14 protein-coding genes are annotated in these 16,033 nt (G+C 34.3%); 1 reads left to right on the top strand and 13 read right to left on the bottom strand.

All coding sequences use genetic code 11. From position 1 onward, the window contains the following. Positions 1–32: 32 nt before the first annotated feature. Positions 33–653, top strand: coding sequence for a YigZ family protein (locus EDD63_RS01780; protein WP_134167869.1), 621 nt, complete (start codon positions 33–35; stop codon positions 651–653). A 16-nt stretch (positions 654–669) separates the two neighbouring features. On the opposite strand, the gene EDD63_RS01785 is transcribed toward EDD63_RS01780, so the two are convergent. The 13 genes from EDD63_RS01785 to EDD63_RS01845 all read right to left on the bottom strand — a co-directional run bounded on the left by EDD63_RS01785 (position 670) and on the right by EDD63_RS01845 (position 15,854). Continuing rightward, positions 670–1,482, bottom strand: a complete 813-nt coding sequence (locus EDD63_RS01785; RefSeq protein ID WP_134167871.1) for an HAD family hydrolase — start codon at positions 1,480–1,482, stop codon at positions 670–672. Positions 1,483–1,491: 9 nt separating this feature from the next. Next, on the bottom strand, positions 1,492–2,274 hold the full coding sequence (locus EDD63_RS01790; protein ID WP_166667507.1) for an HAD family hydrolase: 783 nt from the start codon (positions 2,272–2,274) through the stop codon (positions 1,492–1,494). A gap of 126 nt (positions 2,275–2,400) precedes the next feature. Then, a complete protein-coding gene (nifJ, locus tag EDD63_RS01795; protein ID WP_134167875.1) occupies positions 2,401–5,913 on the bottom strand; it encodes a pyruvate:ferredoxin (flavodoxin) oxidoreductase in 3,513 nt (1,170 codons plus the stop codon). Positions 5,914–6,181: 268 nt separating this feature from the next. Next, a complete protein-coding gene (locus tag EDD63_RS01800; protein ID WP_134167877.1) occupies positions 6,182–6,583 on the bottom strand; it encodes a hypothetical protein in 402 nt (133 codons plus the stop codon). A gap of 95 nt (positions 6,584–6,678) precedes the next feature. After that, on the bottom strand, positions 6,679–7,200 hold the full coding sequence (locus EDD63_RS01805; protein ID WP_208318284.1) for a hypothetical protein: 522 nt from the start codon (positions 7,198–7,200) through the stop codon (positions 6,679–6,681). A 267-nt stretch (positions 7,201–7,467) separates the two neighbouring features. Then, positions 7,468–8,367: a hypothetical protein gene (locus tag EDD63_RS01810; protein WP_134167879.1), complete on the bottom strand. Its 900-nt coding sequence runs from the start codon at positions 8,365–8,367 to the stop codon at positions 7,468–7,470. Then, a complete protein-coding gene (locus EDD63_RS01815) occupies positions 8,364–9,863 on the bottom strand; it encodes an NAD(P)H-hydrate dehydratase (protein ID WP_134167881.1) in 1,500 nt (499 codons plus the stop codon). Before EDD63_RS01815 ends, EDD63_RS01810 begins: the two co-directional genes overlap by 4 nt. 44 nt (positions 9,864–9,907) lie before the next feature. Then, positions 9,908–10,330 (bottom strand): hypothetical protein, encoded by a 423-nt coding sequence (locus EDD63_RS01820; protein ID WP_134167883.1) that lies wholly within the window; start codon positions 10,328–10,330, stop codon positions 9,908–9,910. A gap of 63 nt (positions 10,331–10,393) precedes the next feature. Beyond that, complete coding sequence (locus tag EDD63_RS01825) at positions 10,394–10,993, bottom strand: YczE/YyaS/YitT family protein (protein WP_134167885.1); 600 nt, start codon at positions 10,991–10,993, stop codon at positions 10,394–10,396. A gap of 296 nt (positions 10,994–11,289) precedes the next feature. Next, on the bottom strand, positions 11,290–11,784 hold the full coding sequence (locus EDD63_RS01830; protein WP_134167887.1) for a PTS sugar transporter subunit IIA: 495 nt from the start codon (positions 11,782–11,784) through the stop codon (positions 11,290–11,292). Next, on the bottom strand, positions 11,784–13,271 hold the full coding sequence (locus EDD63_RS01835) for a family 1 glycosylhydrolase (RefSeq protein ID WP_134167952.1): 1,488 nt from the start codon (positions 13,269–13,271) through the stop codon (positions 11,784–11,786). The genes EDD63_RS01830 and EDD63_RS01835 overlap by 1 nt, the downstream gene beginning before the upstream one ends. 38 nt (positions 13,272–13,309) lie before the next feature. Beyond that, positions 13,310–14,902 carry a PTS transporter subunit EIIC gene (locus EDD63_RS01840; protein WP_134167889.1) on the bottom strand — a complete coding sequence of 531 codons (1,593 nt, stop codon included), beginning with the start codon at positions 14,900–14,902 and terminating at the stop codon, positions 13,310–13,312. Positions 14,903–15,035: 133 nt separating this feature from the next. After that, positions 15,036–15,854: a PRD domain-containing protein gene (locus tag EDD63_RS01845; protein WP_134167891.1), complete on the bottom strand. Its 819-nt coding sequence runs from the start codon at positions 15,852–15,854 to the stop codon at positions 15,036–15,038. Positions 15,855–16,033: the final 179 nt, after the last annotated feature.

Here is a 16,033-nt window from a genome sequence, read left to right on the forward strand (position 1 = left end):
TGTGGATAGTTAAATAATGATATGATACGTGTATGTATAGAATAAAAGAAGCAACAAATCACGAGATTGTGATTGATAAAAGTCGATTCATTTGTTACTTATTTCGCGTATTTAGCGAACAAGAAGCAAAAGATAGAATACTAGAAATCAAGAAATTACATCCAAATGCAACACACCACTGTTATGGCTTTATGATTGGAGCGCATAATGAAATCCAACGTAGCAACGATAATGGAGAACCTAGCGGAACTGCAGGTGCACCAATATTAGATAGTCTAACGAAAAATGAGATGAATGATACACTTGCTATTGTAGTTCGCTATTTTGGTGGGATTAAATTAGGTGCTGGTGGTTTGATTCGTGCATACTCAAAAAGTACAAGTGAAGCAATTAAACATGCAACTCGCACAAAGAAAATGGATACTATTGTTTCTATGATCACCTTTGATTATAGTTTCATTGGAATTCTTGATCATTATTTAAGCACCAACCAAATCATCGTCTTAGACAAACAATACGAAGAACATGTAACATACACCTTACGTAGTACACACGATATTTCTAAAGATATCCAAGAACTAAGCAGTGGAAAGTTCTTACTTCAACATATTAAAAATGAAGAAGTGGAAATTGAGGTGCCTCATGAAGCATAAAAGACAGTTTACTCAATTATTTTTGAGTCAAACTGTCTTTTTTATGTGTATTAAGTAGTGTTTCAAGTGTTTGAATCACTGCTTCTTCATCATTTGTGCCAATAACATATTTTGCGACTTTTTTCACTTCGGGATGTGCATTTTCCATCGCATAGCTTTCTTTTGCTACTTTCAACATTTCATAATCATTTAAATAGTCACCAAATGCCATAACTTCTGATGTATCTAGATGTAAAAGTTCCGTAAGTTTTTTTACACCAAAACCTTTATTGATGCCATGATTACTAAAATCTGTCCACTCTACCGCTGATATTGTAATATCACAGTACTTTCGAAATGGTTCAAAGGTTTCTGTAAAATCCTTAGCATTGTAGTTTTCAAAGTACGTTGCCATCTTTACGATATCATCCTGGATATCTTCAAATGCATCTACCCATAACATGTTTGGGTAATACACATCAAAGATATGTCCAAGGTGCTTAAATTGATTCAATCCGTAAGTAACCATACCACATGCAAATAGTGGTACAACTCCTTCTAACTGTAAAATTTGTGCAACGATATCTTTTAAGATCGTTTTATCCATATTACTTGTATATAACATCTTGCCTTGATGGAACAATACACTTCCATTTTCCGCAATGACAGTAAACCGATCTTTAAATTTTGGAAAATCCCGTTGTACACTTGCTAGAGATCGACCCGTCGCAATTCCAACGTAGTAACCACGATCCAACAACTGTTCAAATACTTCATTTGCTTTTTCAGGCAGACTTTTATCAGAACGTGCTAACGTTCCATCCATATCACTTAAAATTAACTTCACCATTCTTGACACCTACTTCAATTCAAATACTTCTTTTATCGTTTGGATAACTGCTAGTTCATCGTTACTACCAATTACATGTTTTGCAACTTTTTTTACTGGTTCTACAGCATTTGCAACTGCATAACTTTCACCTGCATTTTTAAGCATTTCATAATCATTCATATAATCACCAAATGCCATTGTCTCTTCTTTAGAAATATGTAGTAATTCTTGCAGTTTTTGCAGGGCTTTTCCTTTATTTAAGTCCTTAGCAAACACATCAATAAAGTCAGATCCAGAATAAACAACTGTATAGTTTTCTTTATATGGTGCAAGTTCCTTTGCAAAACTTTCTGCATTTCCATCGGGCAAATAAATAGAGATTTCAAGAATTTCATCATCAACCAAGCATAAATCATCAACCATTTCCACAGCAGGAAAGTGATGCTCTAAAATTGGCAAGGCAAAAGCAAATTCCTTTTCAATGTATGCCATCTTTAAACCCGAAGCAACTAAACAATATCGTCCATCAATGTATGCACGTATGCTTTGAATTACTGATGTATCTGTTGTTTCCAAATGAATGATTTTTCCTTTGTGACAAATAACCGCTCCATTTTCTGCAATAATTGTAAGCTCAGAAAAAATCTTTTTAAAATCTCGTTTTAATGAGCCTAGTGACCTACCTGTCGCAATTCCACAATATACACCCTTATCCAATAATTGTTTGAAGATTCCATCTACTTCACTAGGAATCTCAAAATTTGATTTTACGAGCGTCCCATCCATGTCGCTCAAAACTAGTTTTATCATAAACACCTCATCTATAATCATCTTCACTAGTATAGCATGAAACACAAAAGAACTCTTACTTCCTTATCATATTCATTAAAAAAGACTGACTACCTAAGTAATCAGCCCTTTACGCGTTATAGAATATTATTCAAATTCAGCTAATCCAGTTAAACGACGGAAACGTTTTTCAGCATCACTTCTAGTTTTAGCAAACGCAGCTTCTGCGTGTTCTTCACCAGTAAGTTTTAATAATGCAGAGTAACGAGTTTCATTCATAATAAATGTTTGGAACTTGTCGAAGTCTGGGTTTTTGAAGTCAATTTGTAATGGTTTTTCTAGGCGTGGATCGAAACGATATAATGGCCAGTAACCACATTCAACTGCAGCTTTTTGTGTTTTTTGGTGATTCATTAATCCACCTTTAATTCCGTGTTCAATACATGGAGAGTAAGCGATAATTAATGAAGGTCCTTGGTAAGCTTCAGCTTCTTTAATTGCTTTTAATGTTTGGATCTTGTTAGCTCCCATTGCGATACTTGCAACATATACATGTCCGTATGCCATAGCGATTTGTCCAAGATCTTTCTTAGCAGTTTGTTTACCACCAGCAGCGAATTTCGCAATACTTGCAGCTTGACTTGCTTTACTTGATTGTCCACCAGTGTTTGAGTAAACCTCAGTGTCAAGAACTAAGATGTTAACGTTTAATGCGTTAGCGATAACGTGGTCAAGTCCACCGTATCCGATGTCATATGCCCATCCATCTCCACCAACGATCCAAATTGATTTGCCAACTAGGTCACGTTCGTAGTTTAATAATTCTTTAACTGCATCGTTTTTACTTGCTTTTACACCAGCAACGATTGCATCTTTACAAGCACGTTGTGCATCACGGTTATCGTTAGCATCAATGTATGCTTGGAATGCTTCTTTTAATTCAGGTTCAACATCGTTGATGTTTTTTTCCATGATATCAAGGATTGTTCCTTCTTTGAATGTTTGTGCAAGCGCCATACCATATCCGTATTCAGCGTTGTCTTCAAATAGTGAGTTTGCCCATGCAACCCCTTCACCGTTTTTGTCAGCGATGAATGGTGTAGATGGAGTAGATCCACAGTAGATTGAAGAACATCCAGTAGCGTTAGCTACCATCATGTCTTTACCGTAAAGTTGAGAAATCAAACGGTAGTAAGGAGTTTCCCCACAACCTGGACATGATCCACTTACTTCGAAGTAAGGAGTCATGAATTGACTTTCTTTTACAGCGTTTGTTTCGTAGTAACCTAATTTAGGTTCAGTTTCTTTGTATAAGTAGTCAGCTAAAGGAGCTTCTGGTAATACTTCGTGAATATCAACCATTTCAAGTGCTTTGTTTCCACCTTTACCTGGACATTCTACAGCACAAAGTCCACAACCAACACAGTTGTCTGGTGAAACTTGAATGCGGTATTGGAATTCTTCAACACCTTTACCCATTGGCGTAATTGTTGTGAATTCTTGTGGTGCATTTTTAATGTCTTCTTCTGTTAATAAGAATTGACGGATTGTAGCATGTGGACATACGAATGAACAGAATCCACATTGGATACAGTTTTCAGAATGCCATTTTGGTACTTCCGTTGCAATTGTACGTTTTTCCCAGAAAGAAACATTGTTTCTCATTGATCCATCAAGTAGATCGTATTTAGTAAATGCAGATACTGGTAAGTCGTATCCCATTGCCATGTTAATTGGAGCAACGTGTTTGTCGAAGTATTCATCTCCAGTTGTAGATGTTAATGGATCTGATTTTAAATCTGCCCATGCTGGATCAACAGTAACTTCAACTAAACCGGCTTTACCTTCATCGATTGCTTTGTAGTTCATTTCTACAACTTCATCACCTTTTTTACCGTATGATTTTTTAGCAGCTGCTTTCATTAAGTCAATTGCTTTGTCATAAGGCATAATGTTTTCGTTAAGTGCGAAGAATGCAGATTGTAAGATTGTGTTTGTACGACGTCCCATACCAATCTTAGCAGCGATTTCAGTAGCATCAATGATGTAGAATTTCGCATGTTTTTTCGCCAATTGTACTTTAATACGGTTTGGCATTTGGTTAATAATATCTTCTTTCTTGAATGTTGTGTTAAGTAAGAATGTTCCTCCATCTTTTAATGAACGAAGTAAGTCATACTTGAACATGTATGCATCAAGTGAGCAAGAAATAAAGTCAGCTTGGTTAATGTAGTAAGTTGAACGGATTGGACTTGATCCAAAACGTAAGTGACTACGTGTAACCCCACCAGCTTTTTTAGAGTCATATGCAAAGTAAGCTTGTGCATATAAGTCTGTGTTATCACCGATAATTTTAATTGAGTTTTTGTTTGCAGATACAGTTCCATCTGATCCTAGACCCCAGAATAAACATGAAGTGTAGTCACTAGCAACTTTAAAGTCTGCATCTTCAGTTAATGATAAGTTTGTTACATCATCAACGATACCAATTGTAAATTCTTCTTTTGGTGCATCTTTAGCTAGTTCATCGTATACAGCTTTAATTTGACCTGCAGTTGTGTCTTTTGAACCTAATCCGTAACGTCCACCAATAATTGTGATGTCTTTACGGTCTTTTAATACAGATAATACATCTAAGTATAATGGTTCTCTAGCACCCATTTCTTTTGTACGGTCAAGAACTGCAATGCTCTTAACTGAACTTGGAAGTGCATCTAAGAAATATTTTGCAGAGAATGGACGGTATAAGTGAACTTTCATAAGTCCTACTTTTTCTCCATTTTTGTTCATTGTATCAATTGTTTCTTGAATTGTTTCAGTTACTGAACCCATTGCGATAATGATACGTTCTGCATCTTCAGCACCATAGTAAGTAAATGGAGCGTAGTTACGTCCAGTTTGTTTACTGAATGCTTTCATGTAATCAGCTACGATATCTGCGATTGCAGCGTAGTGTTCGTTTTGTGCTTCTCTTCCTTGGAAGAAAATGTCATCGTTTTCTGCACCACCACGAGTCACAGGGTTAGTGTGTGGGTTTAATGCATTTTGACGGAAGCGTTCTAATGCTTCTGTATCTAATTGTGATTTTAAGAAATCATAGTCCATTGTTTCAATTTTTTGAATTTCATGAGATGTTCTGAATCCATCAAAGAAGTGGATAAATGGAACTGATCCTTTAATTGCAGCCAAGTGTGCAAGTCCACTTAAGTCCATTGCTTCTTGCACAGAGTGTGAAGCAAGAATTGCACATCCGATTTGACGACATGCGTAAACATCTTGGTGATCTCCAAAAATATTAAGTGCACGACTCGCTAAAGCACGAGCAGCAACGTGGATTACACCTGGTAATAATTCCCCAGTCATTTTGTAAATGTTTGGGATCATTAACAATAAACCTTGTGAAGCAGTGTATGTAGTTGACAACGTTCCACCCTGAAGCGCACCGTGTACTGCACCAGCAGCACCAGCTTCTGATTGTAACTCACTTACTTTCACTTTTTGTCCAAATACGTTTTCTTTACCTTGTGTTGACCAAGCGTCAGTCACTTCAGCCATAGGTGAAGAAGGCGTAATTGGGTAAATTCCAGCAACTTCAGTAAGAGCGTATGACCCATATGCAGCAGCTGTATTTCCGTCCATAGACACGAAATTTTTTGCCATTTTGTTATGTCCTCCTTTAAACAGTCTTAGCATAAACCATTATAGTACTAATTAGTCGAAAAAAAAAGGGCTTTCCACGTTTTTGTTGAATGTAGAACCCATTTGCGAAAACCTTCACAAAGTTAGTATTCATCTAACTTTATGCTATTTTTTCACATTTTTGAAAAGGGTTTCAAAAAAACTGCCGTGATAGAAGCTCCTTTTTACTTATGTTATATTAAGATATCTCTAGAACGCAAATCTTGTTTCACCGTTTTTCAAGATACACTTATGAATGAATGACTTTTATATCTGGTTCATAAGTTGTCAATATATCGATTACATCATCAATAGTAACTATAACTATATGTATAATTTCATCGACTGTATATATTCCACAACTTTCTTTTTCTAACCAAGATGCAAATGATGAATTTTCTACTTTGTAAAATGGCCAGTTTGAAAAATAGTATCGATCATTTTGTAATTTTTGATTTGCCATAATTGTATTAATACGTTGTCCTTCATCTACATTTCTAAGTCCTAGTACAATTCCATTAAATAATATTTCTACTAGCATTTCCTCTTTTCGTAAAACTATCTTTGTATGTTTCGTATTTTGAACCAATTCATCAACTACATAACTACCTTTTTCGATTGACACAGGTGACCATTTTATCCATTTTTCCATAAACTTTCTCCAATCATTAAACAATCTTGATTACTCTATAAATCCAATCATTTTTAGTCTTACAGAAAACAAAAGTGCGAAGTCAAAGTAATCCATTAGTTTGATATGCTTCCTTCAATGCCACCCGTTTCAGTTATAGCGTTGAGCACATGATACATCATACCTAAGAGAAATTTGTCAATCTTATTATCCTTATCTGATAACTCTTTAAAGAAAATCCCCTTTTTAGTTTTTAAATAAACTCTAACATTGTCACTATTGTAAAAGTCTGTTTTGTCTGTTTTTTTCATATATGGTAGAACTTGATGACTACTAATCAAAACTGATTGCATTGCGCGCATTACAGGATTTCTTTCCTCTAACCCCACAACAACAGAACCACTACCATGATATAAATGTGTATTCAGTCCAAAAACAAGGGCTAAACTTTGTGTTTGAAATCCTACAATACCACTTTCAATAGGAATGTCAAAAACTGCAATATACACTTGCTCATCATTATCAAGTCTTAAATTCATATCTTCATTTGTATACTGTAGAACCTGATCTCTATTGGCGATATATGTTGGACTCACGTTTAAACCTTCTACAAATTCAAAAATACTTTCTTTACTCATAATACTCCTCCTCATTCATATGTATAACTCTATTATCGTTGGAAATGTTCTTATATTTATATTATTAACCAAATCAGCATTACCTCCACATATTAAAAAAGTGCAAAGTAAAATAACAAACGTTTTGCTTCTTAACTTCGCACACATAATATACACACTCTAACATATAATATACGTTAATTTCTATATATCTTTATCTTCAGCATTTCATTTCCAGCTATGCCTGATTTTTATTCAGCTTTTATAAATAGCACCATAAATCTTGTTTCATCGTTTTTCAAGTTTTCCACAAACGATTTTGCTTTTGATTTGTTCTACAGTGTCCTTGCTACCTGCAAAGATTCCGCTACTTAAGCTACTTGCCACATTACGCGCAAGACACTCTTGAATAAAGCGTGTAATATCTCCTTCATTTTCGTAGCATATTGCAATACCTGATGCAATCGCACCTAGATAACTTTGATTACTTTCATCTTTAACTGCACATGAACCATAGTACATTTGATTTTCAACACTCACGATAATGCGATTGTTTTTCATTGCAAGTACGATAATTCGTGCGTATTTATGTAGCTCAGTTGTAAGTGCTTGAATCTTATCCTGATCCAAAGCATCAATTTCGTATATATGTGCAAGTTCATCAAAGTCAAATACAAGTACATTGTAATATACATCTTGATGTACAACTTTCTCTACAGGTAATACACCTACAAGAATATCGACATGCTCTTTACACATTTGACTTAAATACTCTAATTGATTTGTGCTTGCATCTTGGCCATCACAAATAATTGCGATATCACTTTTTTGTAACTTACTTTGTGCAAGCATACGATACAGTTGCATCTGTGAACCATCTAGTTCCATTTCATGTTCTGTCATGCTATGCAGCAATGTATCATCTTCATACATCGATACTTGTAATTTATTGTGAGCAGTAATTTCTAGAACTTCAGTGTTAGCAATATCTACAAATTTGGTGGCATCACTAGCTAACATCATCATTTGTTTGCATGCAAGCCCTTCTTGCTGTATGTATGATTGACATTGCAAACCATCACCCATCACTTGATAGGTAATATGTTCACTATAAAACTGTCCATCTTCATCTGTTTTTCCACGTACTACTTTTTGTAGGTATGGATATAAGGATAAGATTTGTATCATCTATGTTCCTCCAATTTCCGTAATACTTGTTGTATTTCTTTTAATACATCTGTTGGTAATAACGAGAATACGCTTTTTCGTTTTTTCACTCGATCTCCAGCATATGCATGTAAAAATACACCCAGTACTGCAGCTTTTGCAGCATCTTCATTTTGTGCATACAAACCAGTAATACAACCAGCAAGCACATCACCACTTCCACCTTTTGCCAAGCCATTATTTCCATAGGTGTTAATCCATACTTCATCTTTATGGAAAATCAGTGTTGTTTCACTTTTTAAAACAAGTGTTGCCTTTGGAAATTTCTCCATAAATTTCTTACCCCAATAAAGAAAATCATCAATCACTTCTTTCGTGGTAATATTCATAATATCTGCGAATTCTTTTGGATGTGGTGTCAATATTACATGCTCACGGTCCGTATAATGATCTTGAATTTGACGGAATGCCCATAGACCATCCGCATCAATAATTAATGGTTTTTTACTATCAAGAAGCATTTTTACCATATCAACCACAGCTTCACTTCGTCCAATCCCACAACCAACTAAGATTACACTGTATGGATCTAGTTGTGCTTGTAGTTCATCGACTGCTTTAGGTGCAATAATACCTGCTACATCTGATAAAGGAATAATCATTGATTCAAATACATTGGTCGCAATCACTTCACGTACACTTTCCGGTACAGCACAAGTCATCATTCCAGCACCACTACGTAATGCACTTAAACTAGCCATTGTGATTGCTCCACTCATGTGGATACTTCCACCAACACATAATACCTTTCCATAATCTGCTTTATTGGAATGCATAAAACGATCTGGTAGGAAATCTACCATTTCTTTCTTGGCAATCAAATGCGTTTTAGGGTGAATCGATTGTATATACATCTCAGGAATTCCGATATCAAGGATATGGACATTTCCTGCATGCAATCGCCCTGGATAAATATATAAACCGATTTTCCCAGTTTGTAAGGTATAGGTTTCGTGAGCTTGTACAGCAACACCCAACACCTTACCTGTTGCACTATCTACTCCACTAGGAATATCCACTGCAATAATGCGTTTTTCTGATGCATTCATCTGCTCGATTACATCTTTATATGTACCTTGAATGTCACGATCCAAACCCGTACCAAAAACACAATCCACAAGCACTGTTGCCTCCTCAAATATATCGATAAATGGTACACCTGCAACGACACATGACTCGCGATTCATGCGTGTTTCTAAACTTAATTTCGTTGTTTCTAGCGGAAAGATAAATACGTCATAGTCTGCTGCATAAAGTAGACGACTAAGCACATAGCCATCTCCTCCATTATTCCCTCCTCCACACACAATGACAATCTTTTCCGTTTTCTCAACGTTTTGCACGAAAGCTTCAAATAGTGCATTCCCTGCTTGTTCCATCAATTGAAGACTTGGAATTCCCCCATCAATAGCCATTTGGTCAACTTCATGCATTTGCTTTCCTGTAAGTATTTGCATATGGCTATTATACAACAAAAAAGAGGCAATATGCCCCTCTTGTTCTACTTACTTATATAATTGCACCAATTTGTTTGCATCATGTAAGCCAAATGTTTGCTACTATAAAGCATCTCTTTTGCTCCATCGATCATCACAAAGAACTGTACAACTTCTCCTTCATAGTAAAACTTCACTTCTATTTTATAGTGTTTTTTCTTTACTTGAAAATCATCCATTTGCACTTTGTAATATACAAAAGATTCATTTCCATCAATACTAGCTAAAACCATTTTATCTGGTCCAACCACAAGTTTATATGGTCTTTCTTCATAATATGAAGATTGATGATCTTGTTGCATCACAAATGATAACAGGCTTTTCTTTTTACCAAAGGTACGAAAAGCAATCATCGTATTTTGATTTGGTTCTATTTCATGAGATTGTGCAAAGACTTCCATGTCTTTTTCTGTTGGTAGTTGCATCATATACTCCTTATCTATATATAGTATAGTCACATGCAACTATAAAACAACAGTTCTTCCTAGGATTTATTTCTGGAATTTACTAAACAAATGCACATAGCGATCCACTAATGGACCTGTTGTTAAGAAACAGAAAATTGTTCCTACACCAACAACTCCACCAAGCATAAATCCAACTGCAACTAAAAAGAAGTCAACACCCATTCGCGCGATACGAAAACTGATTTTCGTTTTCTCTTCTATATAATATGCGATTGCATCAAATGGATTCATTCCTTGCTTATAAATAATCAATAATGCATACGATGCACATAAAATACATTGTGCCAAAATAATGATAATGACTTTAATTGCAACATCCATTTGTCCAAGTTGTTCTATGCTAATGATACTGCAGAAAAAATCGATAGCAAATCCTGCCAATGCATTATAAACAATCGACATCCATCCCATCTTATCGCGTGCCACAAGAAGTCCAATCGCAATAAAAATAATACTTGTAATACGTGATCCCCAACCTAAGGATACATGTAAACTCTTATGTAATCCTTCATTAAATACCGTAATTGCATCACTACCTAATCCTGCACCAACAAATAAGGTACAACCCAATCCAAGTAGCATTACAGCAACAAATAATACCAACCATGCCTTTATATCTTTCATGTTCTCTCCTCTATCAAAAAAAACCTACGCCAAAAATAACTGCAAGGTTATCCTGGGTAGGTTTTAACTTGTCTTAACATGAAGTAATTTAGCACAGAACTATAAAAATGTAAATCACTTCCAACATTTTTTTGTGTATATACTAAATAGAAAATAATGACATCTATCAATATATGTTATTTTTATAAAAATAACTAAAAAAACCACAAAATAGTAAGTTATGTACTGTTTTTGTGGTTTTTTGTATTTTGATTAACTACTTCTAACTTTAGCTCACTATTTGCTAAACATAATTACTATTTGTTAATCTTATTTGCTCTTTCTACAATAGTTGGATCAATAAAATCTATTTTGTAATCATCTTTTGCTTTATCAGTTACTATTATCATAATAGTTGTGTCATGACCTTCTTTTTTTACTTCGCTCAAATCTACATCTATAATCTTCTGTCCTGCCGCAACTTCATCACCTTGCTGTACAAAACATTTAAATCCTTTACCATTCATTGATGATGTATTTATTCCAATGTGAATTAAATATCCGTTACCATTCTTTCCCATTATTCCAAAAGCATGTCCAGTTGGATATAATGCAACAATAGTTCCATTTACGGGTGAAACAACCGTTCCATCAGAAGGAATAATACCAATCGTCTGTCCCATCATCTCTTGTGCAAATACTCCATCATTGATTTCAGATGCAGGAATTATCTCTCCATTCACTGGAGATACTACATCTGTATCAGCAAATAGTTGCAATTCCTTTTTTCCTAGTTTCTTAAGTAAACTCATTATTCTAAGTCTACTCCATCTGATGAAATTACTTTTTTGTACCAATAAAATGAATCTTTTCTATATCTGTTATATGAGCCTTTTCCCTTGTCATCACGATCTATATAAACAAATCCATATCTTTTTTTCATTTCTCCAGTTCCTGAAGATATTAGATCAAAACACCCCCACATACTGTATCCCATCAATTCGACACCATCGATGTTAATAGCATCATTCATAGATTGAATATTCTGGCGTAAATAGTCAATTCTATACGAATCGTGAATACTACCATCACTCTCGAGTTTATCATCCCACCCAATTCCATTTTCTACAATCCATAAAGGTTTGTGATACAGATTATATAATGAATTAAGTGCTACTCGTAAACATGCAGGATCAGTAGCCCATCCCCATTCATTTGTTTTCATATAGGGATTTTTTACTCCCATCGAAAAATTGCCTGCTATATTTTCACTTAACTCATTATGAGTCGTAATTGTACTAGAACAATAGCAAGAAAATGCTAGAAAATCCGATGAATACTTTTTTATTAGTTCATAGTCTTCATCACAATCATCAAGTTTTATTCCATTTCTTTCATATTCTTTTAACTTATATTTTGGATATGCCCCTCCAGTTTGTACATCTGAATAGAATAAAGTTTTTTGCATAGTTTCTAGTGCCAAAATTTGATCCAATGGATCGCAAGTATAAGTATAAATTGGGGTATAGGCTAGCATTTGACCTACTTTAATTTCTGGGCTAATTTCATGAGCAAGCTTAACCACTTTTGCAGATGCTACAAACTGATTATGAACTCCTTGAGCTTTTGCCTGTTCACTAAAATCAATTAATCCCCCAGCCATATAAGGCATCATTCCCATTGCGTTGATTTCGTTAAATGTTAAGTAATATTTTACTTTTCCTAAATATCGTTCTATAACAGTTTTAGCATATTTCTCAAAGATACTTATACACTCTCTATTTTTCCAACCGCCATATTTAATTGTTAAATTTAAGGGCGTCTCATAATGCGAAAGAGTCACTAACGGTTCAATTCCATATTTCTTACATTCATCAAATACTGAATCATAGAATTTCAATCCTTCTTCATTAGGCTCACAATCATCTCCATTTGGGAAAATTCTTGCCCAATTAATACTCAACCGAAAAGTTTTAAATCCCATTTCACCCAAAAGTGCTATATCATCCTTATAATGATGATAGAAATCTGAAGCAATATGTGTTGGATAATACTCATGCTCCAATACAGTTGGAATTGCCCCCTCAGGTAAAAACTCTTTTTTGTTACCAAACGATAATTCCACACTTCCTACCTTGCCAGTAGAAATATTTTTCCAAGTTATTCTTCTAGGCGAAGTATGGGATCCAGCGGTCATTGTATCACTAGTACTGATTCCCTTACCGCCTTCATTCCATCCTCCTTCAAATTGATTGGCGGATACTCCTCCACCCCACATAAAATTTTTAGGAAAACCCATCTTCTTTTTTTTCATATCATACCTCTTCTATCTTTGGTTTATATTTCATTTTTCTCGTTATATGTAATCCATGTAATTATTGCAGTAACAACAGCTCCAACTACAACTGATGCAATCATAAATATAACATTCATAGAATTCTCTCCTACAAATCCTGTCACAGTAAAGAATACTCCACCCATTACTATTTGATATGCAATAACCTTTGTTAACGCAAGCACAATTGCTCCAGCAGCATTTCCAATCATTGCCGCAATTAATGGTGTTCTCAGTTTTAAATTTACACCAAATAGTGCAGGTTCAGTAACTCCTGCAACGATTGCAGTTACTGTGCTAGACATTGCATTTGTTTTTAGCTCACGATTCTTACTTTTTAGTGAGACGACTAATGTGGCAACACCTTGATTTGTATTACTAATTACGATACATAACCATAAAAACGGTTCATACCCCAATGTTGCATACAATCCAAATACAACTGGTACAATCGCTGCATGCATACCAGTAATAACCATAATTGGGTACAAGAATGCAAATAATACTATTGCAACAATTCCTGTTTTATCGTATAACCACATAATAAAATCAGATAAGTAAGTTCCTAATACTGATCCAAGCGGTGCTAACACACACAATGTAAGTGGAATCATAACAAGAATTGTTAAAAATGGTACACTAATATCCTTAATTATTGCAGGAGAATGCTTTTCAATAAACCTTTCTACATGTGACATCACAAATACTGCCATAATTGAAGGAAATAATGTTGATGCATATGATCCTGCATATACTGGTAATCCAAACAAAGATAATTCAGTCCCTGAAGTTACATATGTAATAAATGTAGGTGAAATTAACATAGCACATAAGAACATAGCAATATAAATATTACTATTGAAACGTTTTGCAGCTGCAGCACCTACATAAATTGGCATGAAGTAAAATGCTGCGTCCGCTGCAAATGATAAAACTAAATATGTAGAACTTGTTTCTGTAATCAAAGGTGTATAAAGCAATAATATTAATAATACTTTTAATAACCCCGCAGCCACAAAAACATTGATCATAGGATATAAACAAGCTGATATAGTTGCAGTAAAATCAAGAAATTTCTCTTTAACCCCACTTTTCTTTTTAGCATCATTAACTTCTTCAATCATATCCTCTTTTTTAAAATCATAACTTCTGCAAATTGCGTCATAAACCTCACTAACAAATGGCCCAACAATTACTTGAAGTTGATTACCACTCCAATTGACACCAATAACTTCATTTATTGTTTTAATTTCTTCATCACTTACTAATGATTTATTTTTAATTGTAAACCGCAACCTTGTAACACAGTGTGTAAAATAATTAACATTTTCTTTTCCACCAACAAGTGTAATGATCTTGTCAGCTAATTCACTATAATTTTTAGACATATTTTTTTCCTCCGATTTTTTGGTATTGAAAGATATGATAACTCTGTTTCTTTTCATCTGAACACTTTCAATTGTTATCATTTCTTTAATTTTAAGAGAATTTACTAATCCAGCATCCTTAATAAAGACGTGTAACAGTTCATCTTTTTTTTCTGATTTAATGATATTTTCCTTACCACCTAATAACTCTATTAATTCAATTTTCATAATAAACCTCCTTTAATAAACAAAATTGATAAATAGCTGCGCGCTTAACTATTTCTCAAAAATAAAATCCAGAGCAACTTAAAAATACTTTTAAGTTGCTCTGGATATCGCACCTTATTTAGGTTAACACTCCTTAGCCTTTTATTCTATTAATGTGTAACATTAAATATAACACTTCATCATCATTACATTTCCAACCCCAGGTACCCTCTAGATAGTTTGCAATTGACTTTGCACATTCATAAATTAGAGGATATTCTTTTGTAAGAGTATTTAACATCATTTCATTCTTTACTTCAACCGATTGATTGCTTGACAGCCTTTGAATGAGATATCTTAAATGAGCTACTAACCTGGAATATTCATAGCTATTCTTATCTAACTTATAATTTAGATAACTTTCAATAATGTTTTCTACTTCATTCAAGATTTTAGTTGTCTTCATTACCTGTGACAAATCTTCTACTTTCGATTCAGCATTAATCAAATGCATAGCTATATTAACAGCCTCAGTATCCGGTAGTGTTATTTTTGTCTTATCTTTAAAGACTTCTAAACCTCTTTTTCCAATTTCTGTTTCTTTTGGATAAAGATGTTTAATATCATAAGCAATCGCACCAGTTAAATCCATCCCTTTTTTCAATCTATTAACAGCAAAATTCAAATGATCTGCTAAAGTGAATGGAAGATTCGGGTTTAGCTCAGCACCCAATTCTAACTCTGCCATTTCAGCTATTTCAGCACTTGCTAATAATATTGATTGAGGTAACCCTTCAATCATTCCAAAATACCTAGAATTTACATCATAAAACGTTTTTTCAATTCTTGATAAATCAGTTAGTTCATATGGAACAGAAGGAAATCCTATTCCTTTACCTAATACTACAATTTCATTCCCAGCTGAATCAAGGGCAATTGCAGCTGAAGTATTAATTTTCTTTATTATTTTCATCAATTACCCATCCTTAAAAAAATCCTTGATTGCATACTACCCGACAAAAAAATCTTGTAAGTAGCGCCTCCAAGGAGTATCACCTATGTTTTAAGTTTGCTTTATTTATGCTGTAAGTAATCGCCCACTGAAGGTAACGACCTCTTAGCAACATTAATGTATCATATTATTTTCATATA

The organism is Breznakia blatticola, assembly GCF_004365815.1.
GTDB classification, from domain to species: domain Bacteria; phylum Bacillota_I; class Bacilli_A; order Erysipelotrichales; family Erysipelotrichaceae; genus Breznakia; species Breznakia blatticola.

What these genes read in the sequence shown, in the direction of transcription:
- EDD63_RS01810 (WP_134167879.1), bottom strand. Translation starts at nt 8,367, where the DNA reads ATGATACAAATCTTATCCTTATATCCATACCTACAAAAAGTAGTACGT.
- EDD63_RS01830 (WP_134167887.1), bottom strand. Translation starts at nt 11,784, where the DNA reads ATGAGTTTACTTAAGAAACTAGGAAAAAAGGAATTGCAACTATTTGCT.
- EDD63_RS01780 (WP_134167869.1), top strand. Translation starts at nt 33, where the DNA reads ATGTATAGAATAAAAGAAGCAACAAATCACGAGATTGTGATTGATAAA.
- EDD63_RS01800 (WP_134167877.1), bottom strand. Translation starts at nt 6,583, where the DNA reads ATGGAAAAATGGATAAAATGGTCACCTGTGTCAATCGAAAAAGGTAGT.
- EDD63_RS01840 (WP_134167889.1), bottom strand. Translation starts at nt 14,902, where the DNA reads ATGAAAATTGAATTAATAGAGTTATTAGGTGGTAAGGAAAATATCATT.
- EDD63_RS01815 (WP_134167881.1), bottom strand. Translation starts at nt 9,863, where the DNA reads ATGCAAATACTTACAGGAAAGCAAATGCATGAAGTTGACCAAATGGCT.
- EDD63_RS01845 (WP_134167891.1), bottom strand. Translation starts at nt 15,854, where the DNA reads ATGAAAATAATAAAGAAAATTAATACTTCAGCTGCAATTGCCCTTGAT.
- EDD63_RS01805 (WP_208318284.1), bottom strand. Translation starts at nt 7,200, where the DNA reads ATGAGTAAAGAAAGTATTTTTGAATTTGTAGAAGGTTTAAACGTGAGT.
- EDD63_RS01835 (WP_134167952.1), bottom strand. Translation starts at nt 13,271, where the DNA reads ATGGGTTTTCCTAAAAATTTTATGTGGGGTGGAGGAGTATCCGCCAAT.
- EDD63_RS01785 (WP_134167871.1), bottom strand. Translation starts at nt 1,482, where the DNA reads ATGGTGAAGTTAATTTTAAGTGATATGGATGGAACGTTAGCACGTTCT.
- EDD63_RS01825 (WP_134167885.1), bottom strand. Translation starts at nt 10,993, where the DNA reads ATGAAAGATATAAAGGCATGGTTGGTATTATTTGTTGCTGTAATGCTA.
- EDD63_RS01790 (WP_166667507.1), bottom strand. Translation starts at nt 2,274, where the DNA reads ATGATAAAACTAGTTTTGAGCGACATGGATGGGACGCTCGTAAAATCA.
- EDD63_RS01820 (WP_134167883.1), bottom strand. Translation starts at nt 10,330, where the DNA reads ATGATGCAACTACCAACAGAAAAAGACATGGAAGTCTTTGCACAATCT.
- nifJ (WP_134167875.1), bottom strand. Translation starts at nt 5,913, where the DNA reads ATGGCAAAAAATTTCGTGTCTATGGACGGAAATACAGCTGCTGCATAT.